An 8192-nucleotide genomic window follows, 5' to 3' on the forward strand; every position below is an offset into this window, starting at 1 on the left:
GATTGCCAGGCTCTATCAGCAGCCGATTGACGAGCTTGAGAGTTTAATTTATTAACCCAAGGTGTCTCTTTATTATTAGCTAGTACCGCACAAAGTTTTTGGAGATCATTGCGGGTTGTTCCTTTATTTTCTATCCAATAACGAACACAAGAATTACGCACAAACTGAGAAGTTGTGATAGCTTCATCAAGCCGGTGATATTGCTCTGGTGTTCCGTTTTTTAGCTTTGCTTCTACGACTAGCATCTAACAATCCACGACCATTGGTTAAATTAATTATAACACAGTTTACCTACAGATGGTAGAATTAAACCGATGCTCCGTTGCTGACCCTTCGACTTCGCTCAGGGTCATTGATATTCTGGTCGGATTTCATCCCCCGCTAATTTTTGTGAGTATCTTATCGAAAAATGTAGCGGGGGTATTCATCCGATATTTTAGGTAACTTAGGGAATGGGGGATAAGGATTAGGGGAAGTGGGGAAGTGGGGAATTTCAACTAAAACCCTAAAACCCTAAAACCCCAAAACCTAACACCTAACCCCCAACAGCTAACGGCTAAAAATAATCTTCTCGATGGCATCTAGGGCGGTTTCTAGGTCATCGTTGACGATTTGATCGGGGAATTCCTCGCTGGCGGCTAATTCTTCTTGGGCGCGCTCTAGACGGCGGGCGATCGCTGTTTCGGCATCTTTGCCCCGGCCGCGCAAACGACGTTCTAATTCCTCGAAACTGGGGGGTAGGATAAAGATTCTCCTCGCTTCGGGGAAGCTTTTACAGACCTGTCTGGCTCCCTCTAATTCGATTTCTAGAATTACGGTCTGGCCTGTTGCTAATTGAGCGGCGATCGCTGATTGGGGAGTTCCATAGTAGTTGCCCGCGTATTCGGCCGATTCTAGAAATTCTCCGGCTGCCATTTTCTCCTCGAAACTGGGACGGTCGAGAAAGTAGTAATCTTCCCCCTCAATTTCACCCGGTCGAGGTGGGCGCGTAGTGGCGGATACGGACAGGTAGAGGTTAGGGAAACGAGTTAGTAAATGCCGGACTAGCGTACCCTTGCCCACACCGCTAGGGCCGGTAATGACAATTAATTGACCGGGTTGCATGGGGTTAATGACTTAGTTGCTACTATTAACAGGCGCTTCCTTGTTGACCACGAAACGGTGAGCCACGGTTTCTGGTTGAATGGCCGACAGCACTACATGACTAGAATCGGTGATGATCACCGCACGAGTCCGTCTTCCATAGGTAGCATCGATTAAACAGCCTTTATCCCGAGCATCACTGATGATGCGTTTGATAGGAGCCGATTCTGGGCTAACGATGGCGATAACCCGATTAGCGGAAACAATATTACCGAAGCCGATGTTGATCAGTTGTATATCCATAAGTTAACAAAGGTGCAGTCCTTTGTACAAAAGAGTGTGGAGGTATGATTACAATGTTATCGAGAAAGATTTAGCCTTACAACGCTAAAAATAACATTCTTAATCACATTTTAGTATTTTTTCAGGTTTTTTGCGATTTTAATTAAATTTGTTTACACGAGTCTCTATCTTAGGGAATAAAAAGGCAAAAGTAGGGAAAATTAGGGAATTTTGAGGGTATGGGGTGATGGGGTGATGGGGTGATGGGGGAGTGGGGTGATGGGGTGTGGGGTGTGGGGTGTGGGGTGTGGGGTGTGGGGTGTAGGGTGTGGGGTGTAGGGTGATGGGGAGAACAAAGCTGCCTCCTGTCTCCTGTCTCCTGATCACTGATAACTGATCACTGTCAAGAATGTCCCCGGCAATGGCATGATAATTATGGTGACTAATAAGTATTCTCTATCCTTGGTGGGTGCGTTAGACTATGGGTTTTGCTGATCTATCGATCGCTGATATTGCGGCAGAGTACGATCTGGCCGATGAATCTGTGTTGTCACTTTGCGACCAATTAGGCATCTCCTATAAAGATCGGCAGACTAATCTCGCCCTAGAAGATGCTAAAGCAATTATCTCACTGATTTTATCCCAACGCTCAGGAGTAACCGCCTCTAAAACGGAAACGTCCCCTTGACTTTATTCCCAACTGCGATCTTCTCGGTGTCCGTGATCACTTAGAATCGATCGACACCCTCCCAGAGGAGAAAATTTTTTAGTCACCTTAAAATTCCCTTTCTTGGAACAATTGCGAGTAGGAGAACAATGATCAAACGTTTGATTGTGGCAGCGATCGCTGTAGTTTTTTTTGTATTACAATTCAATCTTAACGGCGCTAGTGCCTTAGAACTCGATGAAGAAACCCTCACCATCACCCTCAATGATGCGGGGAAATCGGTGACTTTGACTTCTGAACAAGCGACGGAAGGACAGAAACTTTTTATCGCCAATTGTACTAAGTGCCACCTGCAAGGTAAAACCAAAACTAATAATAACGTCAGTTTGGGTCTGGCCGATCTGGCCAAAGCGGAACCCCCCAGAGATAATCTGTTAGCATTGATTGATTATCTAGAACATCCCACCAGTTACGATGGTGAAGATGATCTGAGCGAATTCCATCCCAATGTTAGCCGTCCCGATATCTTCCCAGAATTACGCAATCTGACCGAAGATGATGTGTATAACGTCGCCGCTTATCTGTTGGTTGCTCCCCGTCTAGACGAGCGCTGGGGTGGGACAATTTACTTCTAAATTGCCCTCCATAGATCCCTCTATCCCTCTAGATTTCTAGGGGGATTTTTGATTAGACAGCAAATAGTTGTAAAAATTCTTTGAGTTCATTTAATATCTCATGCTCAAAGTTCCAAATGTCTTTTTTGGTTAAAGCATGGGATAAATTACAATATTTCTTAGCCGCTCTTTTTTCATTCTGTGATGGTGTATCTTCCCTGATATAGTTTTGAATCCACAATTTATCAATTTTTTTACGATTTATATCAATATTTTTTTGTGCAAGACAGGATCGCCAAGCTTCTACACAATCAGCATGGGGAGAATCTTGGGTTTTAATTTCTCTCAACACTGTCTCTAGTTCCCCCTGTTCATTAACATGAAGAAAATGACAACCTATTTGAGTATTCGTAGAAGCATTTAATTGAAATAGCTTTTGGGTATCATCTATCCTGACTGCTTCTCTAAAAACTCTTTGAATACATTGACTAACCACAGCAAGTCTTTCTTGTCTGGTTTGTTCATCTAAATCTAAAACAATACCTATCTTTTGAATATCATCTTTAAGCAGGGTGTTATTAAGTCGTTTCAGTCGTTGTTCAAGGCTACGATAATTTTCTCGTTCTATTCCGTCTAGAATATAAAATTCAACAATAGTTATCGTTAGATGATTCGATTCATTAATATGCTCAATAATAGCTCGTAAAAAAGCCGCATCATCTTGACTTTCAACAATTATTACATTAGCCACGATTCTACTCACCTCTGATTCGATCATTATGCTTGAGAGCGTAATCTAAGATATCTAATTCACTTTTAATACCGATAATTTTATCAGTTCTGGGACTCCTTGCTAGTTCAAAATAGGCCCCCTGTTCTGGATAATATTCTAACCCCACATCGGCAAAAGCTTGGATCATCTCTAAACTATGGGTTGTGGCAAAAATTTGGCTATCTAGTTCGATAGCTAATCGGAATAAAGTTTTCCAAATATCTGGGTAAGCAGTATAGTGAAGACCATTTTCTATTTCATCGATAAAAATAATTTTTTTAGGATTGATGAGTAGAGCAAAAATCATCTCTATCAGACGATTAATCGCTTCACCAAACAGAGATATGGGTAGGCGTTTTCTCTCTTTTCTTTTCAGATATAAATTTGGTTCACCCAGAAAAAAACTTTCTATTTTTTCAATGGACGGATCGAGAATTTGTAGAGCTTTTAGCACTTCTTCTTCCTGTTCATTAAAAACTATTTTAGTATAGGACTCGCTCAATTCTTCCAAAGATTTATTGACAGATGCGGCAATGATTACTGGTTCCTCATCACCCGCATCAGGTAAAGCGAGTATTCCCTCAGAACTAGCAATTAAAAAATAGTTCAGTTGACCATCATTTGAGTCATTATCATGGTCAAAACTTGTGTGAATATTTAAGATAGAAATAACTGATTTATTTTTAGCGATAAAATTGTATAATTTTTGCAAGTCTTCAGAGATTCCTAAAACGCTATCTTTAAGAGAATCGGAAATCGATATTTTTACCAATTTATCCCCTTGATTAGATTGGGAGCCTTTTAACTCAATAATATTTTCTCTATCAAGATTGAATAATAAATTATCCCAGGCATTTTTGGGAACAGCCTGAACAACTGCTAAAGATTGCCTACGAATGATTCCTCTGATGTAGGGATGAATAGTATTTGGATAGGGATAACTATATAAAAATATTGCCTCCAATAGGGCAGTTTTCCCTGAATTGTTTTTACCACCAATTAAATTAACTCGCTCAAAACCTTCAATTTTGGTATGCTCAAAACATCTAAAATTACTAATTTCAATATCCTTAATCATGTTGACCTCCGGGCTGAATAAGCATAAATTTAGGGGTAGGAATGACCCTGGCAAGATGGGGATTTTTTTACTTAATTCTAGACGAGAATCGCCTCCAACTCTGAAAACGGTGACTATCCCCGACGGAAACTGCCGCCCTAAGAGATAATAGAGACAGGGATTTATTTACATTTCTTCATCATGGCTAGAGACTTACGAGGATTTATTAAGCTTTTAGAAGATCGTGGCCAATTACGCCGCATTAGTGCATCGGTCTCTGCCGATTTAGAAATTGCCGAGATCGCTAATCGGATGCTACAGGTGGGGGGACCGGCCCTACTGTTTGAAAACGTGCAAGGAGCAGAGTTTCCCGTCGCTATTAACCTAATGGGAACCGTAGAACGCATCTGTTGGGCGATGAACCTGAATAAACCCGAAGAATTGGAAGATTTAGGCAAAAAACTCGCCCTGTTGCAACAACCGAAACCGCCGAAAAAACTCTCCCAAGCGATCGATTTTGGTAAAGTGTTGTTTGATGTCCTGAAAGCCAAACCCAACCGTAACTTTTTCCCTGCCTGTCAACAGGTGATTTTAGAAGGGAATGAAGTAGATTTAAAGAAAATTCCGATGATTCGTCCCTATCCGGGGGATGCAGGCCAGATTATCACCCTAGGGCTAGTAATTACTAAAGATTGCGAAACGGGAACCCCTAACGTCGGTGTCTATCGCTTACAGCTACAGTCTCACAATACCATGACCGTCCACTGGTTATCCGTGCGCGGTGGGGCGCGTCACCTGCGAAAAGCGGCACAGATGGGCAAAAAATTGGAAATAGCCATTGCTTTAGGGGTTGATCCTCTGATTATCATGGCCGCCGCCACTCCTATCCCCGTAGATCTCTCAGAATGGCTGTTTGCGGGATTGTACGGCGGTTCTGGGGTACAGTTAGCCAAGTGTAAAACCCTCGATTTGCAAGTGCCGGCCGACGCAGAAATCGTCCTCGAAGGAACAATTACCCCCGGAGAGGTATTGCCAGATGGACCCTTTGGTGATCACATGGGTTACTATGGCGGTGTGGAAGATTCACCCCTGATTCATTTCCACTGCATGACCCATCGTCGCGACCCCATTTATTTAACCACTTTTAGCGGTCGTCCTCCCAAGGAAGAAGCGATGATGGCGATCGCTCTTAATCGTATTTATACGCCGATTTTACGGCAACAGGTGGCGGAAATCAGGGATTTTTTCCTACCTATGGAGGCTTTAAGCTATAAAGCGGCGATTATCTCCATTGATAAAGCCTATCCCGGACAAGCGCGGCGAGCGGCCTTAGCTTTTTGGAGTGCCTTACCCCAGTTCACCTATACTAAATTTGTCATCGTCGTCGATAAGGAGATTAATATTCGCGACCCCCGGCAAGTGGTTTGGGCAATTAGTTCTAAAGTGGATCCGGTTCGCGATGTGTTTATTCTCCCGGAAACCCCCTTTGATAGCCTCGATTTTGCCAGCGAAAAGGTCGGTTTGGGGGGGAGAATGGGAATTGATGCCACCACTAAAATGTATCCCGAAACTGACCACGAATGGGGGGAACCTTTGGAGTCGGATCCGTCCATGGCGGTTAAGGTTTCCCAACGCTGGTTAGAATACGGTTTAATCGATATTAATTTACAAGAAGTAGATGCCAATAAGTTTGGCTACGAAATGTAGATTTAACCGACTAAATACTCAATAGCTTATCTTGTCCCTAAATCTCAAAAAAATCGGGCTAGAAATATCTTCTAACCCGATATTAGTGATTAATTTCTCGACTTAGTAAGCGTCCTGTAGTTCGTAGAATTCGGGAGAAACGTAATCTTTGCGTAGAGGCCAACCGACCCAATCTTCCGGCATTAAAATCCGTTTCAGGTGGGGATGTCCTTCATAAATAATGCCGAACATATCATAACTTTCTCGTTCTTGCCAGTCAGCTGCTTTCCAAATCCAGTAAACCGAAGCAACCCGGGGATTATCTCTGGGAAGAAAGACTTTTAAGCGCACTTCCACGGGACTATCGACATTATCGGTTACTTTGACCAGATGATAGAAACTAACTAATTCTTTCCCCGGTCCCAAATCGTAAGCGCCCTGACATTGGAGATAATTAAAGCCATAAGCGTATAAAGCAGTGGCCAGAGGAATTAAAAAGTCTGCTTCTACTTTAATCAATTCCACACCACTATGGTCAGCTTCTAAAGCTTGATGCTCAAAACCATTTTCACTTAACCAAATCGAAGTGGGGCCAGCTTGCACAATAGCTGTGGTTTCTTCAGTCATTTAGATTTCTTCCTTTTGTTTCGTGGTCAAAAGAGCGGGGGGAACAGGCATACCGGTGGCTTCTAGTAACTCTTTCGGAGGTGCTTGACGGGTGGCCGATTGTAGATATTTACCGGTAAGAATCGGTTCCGTGGGCTGCATTTTGTGGGTGGTGCTGTAATAACGATTGGTTTGCTGGAGGACAGTCCCGCGTTCTTGAATAGATTCGTTAGCGACTTTTTTCCGCAGTTTAATAATCGCGTCGATAATCGCTTCCGGACGGGGGGGACAACCGGGTATATAGACATCCACGGGGATAAGTTTATCTACCCCTCTAACCGCAGTGGTGGAGTCACTGCTGAACATTCCCCCCGTAATCGTACAGGCACCCATGGCGATAACGTATTTAGGTTCCGGCATTTCTTCATACAGACGCACCAAAGCGGGGGCCATTTTCATGGTGATTGTACCGGCAGTGATGATTAAATCGGCTTGCCGGGGACTAGAACGGGGAACTAAACCAAAGCGATCGAAATCAAAACGGGAACCAATCAAGGCTGCGAACTCGATAAAACAGCAAGCGGTACCGTATAGCATCGGCCAAAGACTTGACAAACGCGCCCAGTTATACAGGTCATCAACGGTGGTGAGGATGACATTTTCCGATAAATCCTGGGTAACTTTGGTGCGTTCGATGGGATTGAGGATTTTTTCGCTTTGTTGTTCGATAATTTGCTTAAATTCGCTGGTAGGGTTGGGACTCATCGGGTTATCCTCTTATGAAAAGTCAAAAATAAGGAAAATTATGGCCGTTATGACCATTCTAAGGCTCCTTTTCGCCAAGCATAGACGAGAGCAACCACAAGGATAGCAATAAAGATCAGTGCTTCTACAAAAGCTAATAGGCCCAATTGATTGAAAGCTACTGCCCAAGGGTAGAGAAAGACGGTTTCCACGTCAAAAACCACGAAAACGAGGGCAAACATATAATAACGAATGTTAAACTGAATCCAAGCACCGCCGATCGGTTCCATCCCCGATTCATAAGTGGTGCGTCTTTCCGGACCACCACCACTAGGCCGCAGGACTTTGGAGGCAGTTAGGGATAGGATTGGTACTAAACTGCAAGCAAGCAGAAATCCTAGAAAATACTCGTAACCTTTGAGGACAAACACTGGGTTTTTTTCTCCTTATTCGCTATCGACAGGGGAAGTTGTCGGCATCTCTATGGCTACTTATTATAGAGGCTTTAGCAACCCGTCTCCTTCTCAAAAGCAGCATTGAAGATGTTTATCCAGATTGCTCGTTAACCCACATTCCGCACCCTAAGTGTCACAACGTCTCGAAAGAGGAAGGAGCGTGAGTCAAAATACTTATCTAGAGGAGTGAGTTGGCGGCAAGCTGCCGGCAACTAAGTCGAAAAAT

10 protein-coding genes and 1 pseudogene are annotated in these 8192 nt (G+C 43.4%); 3 read left to right on the forward strand and 8 right to left on the reverse strand.

Translation table 11 applies throughout. The annotated features are described in order from the left end of the window. The 3 genes and pseudogenes from EWV68_RS07140 to remA form a co-directional block, all read right to left on the reverse strand. Positions 1-245 (reverse strand): annotated as a pseudogene (locus EWV68_RS07140) (RNA-guided endonuclease TnpB family protein); the annotation flags it as partial. Positions 246-549: 304 nt separating this feature from the next. Continuing rightward, positions 550-1104, reverse strand: coding sequence for a guanylate kinase (gmk, locus tag EWV68_RS07145; RefSeq protein WP_061432256.1), 555 nt, complete (start codon positions 1102-1104; stop codon positions 550-552). 12 nt (positions 1105-1116) lie between these two features. Next, entirely contained in the window at positions 1117-1386 is a 270-nt protein-coding gene (gene remA, locus EWV68_RS07150; protein ID WP_002737924.1) for an extracellular matrix/biofilm regulator RemA, read from the reverse strand. Between the two features lie 460 nt (positions 1387-1846). Here remA and EWV68_RS07155 point away from each other — a divergent pair, with 460 nt between their 5' ends. Continuing rightward, a complete protein-coding gene (locus EWV68_RS07155; RefSeq protein WP_002735525.1) occupies positions 1847-2053 on the forward strand; it encodes a hypothetical protein in 207 nt (68 codons plus the stop codon). A 128-nt stretch (positions 2054-2181) separates the two neighbouring features. Beyond that, entirely contained in the window at positions 2182-2667 is a 486-nt protein-coding gene (psbV, locus tag EWV68_RS07160) for a photosystem II cytochrome c-550 (protein WP_061432254.1), read from the forward strand. 52 nt (positions 2668-2719) lie between these two features. Here the strand turns inward: psbV and EWV68_RS07165 are convergent, their stop codons facing one another. Both EWV68_RS07165 and EWV68_RS07170 read right to left on the reverse strand, forming a co-directional pair. Continuing rightward, a complete protein-coding gene (locus tag EWV68_RS07165; RefSeq protein WP_061432253.1) occupies positions 2720-3424 on the reverse strand; it encodes a DUF3226 domain-containing protein in 705 nt (234 codons plus the stop codon). Next, positions 3402-4496: an AAA family ATPase gene (locus EWV68_RS07170; RefSeq protein ID WP_287169327.1), complete on the reverse strand. Its 1095-nt coding sequence runs from the start codon at positions 4494-4496 to the stop codon at positions 3402-3404. The genes EWV68_RS07165 and EWV68_RS07170 overlap by 23 nt, the downstream gene beginning before the upstream one ends. 180 nt (positions 4497-4676) lie before the next feature. Here EWV68_RS07170 and EWV68_RS07175 point away from each other — a divergent pair, with 180 nt between their 5' ends. After that, positions 4677-6182: a UbiD family decarboxylase gene (locus EWV68_RS07175; RefSeq protein ID WP_287169328.1), complete on the forward strand. Its 1506-nt coding sequence runs from the start codon at positions 4677-4679 to the stop codon at positions 6180-6182. A 102-nt stretch (positions 6183-6284) separates the two neighbouring features. On the opposite strand, the gene EWV68_RS07180 is transcribed toward EWV68_RS07175, so the two are convergent. The 3 genes from EWV68_RS07180 to ndhC are packed head-to-tail and all read right to left on the reverse strand — an operon-like array spanning position 6285 to position 7942. Continuing rightward, on the reverse strand, positions 6285-6788 hold the full coding sequence (locus EWV68_RS07180) for an NAD(P)H-quinone oxidoreductase subunit J (RefSeq protein ID WP_002780471.1): 504 nt from the start codon (positions 6786-6788) through the stop codon (positions 6285-6287). Beyond that, a complete protein-coding gene (gene ndhK, locus EWV68_RS07185; RefSeq protein WP_002769162.1) occupies positions 6789-7532 on the reverse strand; it encodes a photosynthetic/respiratory NAD(P)H-quinone oxidoreductase subunit K in 744 nt (247 codons plus the stop codon). It abuts the gene before it with no gap. Between the two features lie 47 nt (positions 7533-7579). After that, complete coding sequence (ndhC, locus tag EWV68_RS07190) at positions 7580-7942, reverse strand: photosynthetic/respiratory NAD(P)H-quinone oxidoreductase subunit C (RefSeq protein WP_002739390.1); 363 nt, start codon at positions 7940-7942, stop codon at positions 7580-7582. Positions 7943-8192: the final 250 nt, after the last annotated feature.

The organism is Microcystis sp. M_QC_C_20170808_M9Col, from assembly GCF_007095495.1.
Classification (GTDB): domain Bacteria; phylum Cyanobacteriota; class Cyanobacteriia; order Cyanobacteriales; family Microcystaceae; genus Microcystis; species Microcystis aeruginosa.

Coding starts and splice junctions, on each gene's coding strand:
- gmk (WP_061432256.1), bottom strand. CDS start 1,104: ATGCAACCCGGTCAATTAATTGTCATTACCGGCCCTAGCGGTGTGGGC.
- remA (WP_002737924.1), bottom strand. CDS start 1,386: ATGGATATACAACTGATCAACATCGGCTTCGGTAATATTGTTTCCGCT.
- EWV68_RS07155 (WP_002735525.1), top strand. CDS start 1,847: ATGGGTTTTGCTGATCTATCGATCGCTGATATTGCGGCAGAGTACGAT.
- psbV (WP_061432254.1), top strand. CDS start 2,182: ATGATCAAACGTTTGATTGTGGCAGCGATCGCTGTAGTTTTTTTTGTA.
- EWV68_RS07165 (WP_061432253.1), bottom strand. CDS start 3,424: ATGATCGAATCAGAGGTGAGTAGAATCGTGGCTAATGTAATAATTGTT.
- EWV68_RS07170 (WP_287169327.1), bottom strand. CDS start 4,496: ATGATTAAGGATATTGAAATTAGTAATTTTAGATGTTTTGAGCATACC.
- EWV68_RS07175 (WP_287169328.1), top strand. CDS start 4,677: ATGGCTAGAGACTTACGAGGATTTATTAAGCTTTTAGAAGATCGTGGC.
- EWV68_RS07180 (WP_002780471.1), bottom strand. CDS start 6,788: ATGACTGAAGAAACCACAGCTATTGTGCAAGCTGGCCCCACTTCGATT.
- ndhK (WP_002769162.1), bottom strand. CDS start 7,532: ATGAGTCCCAACCCTACCAGCGAATTTAAGCAAATTATCGAACAACAA.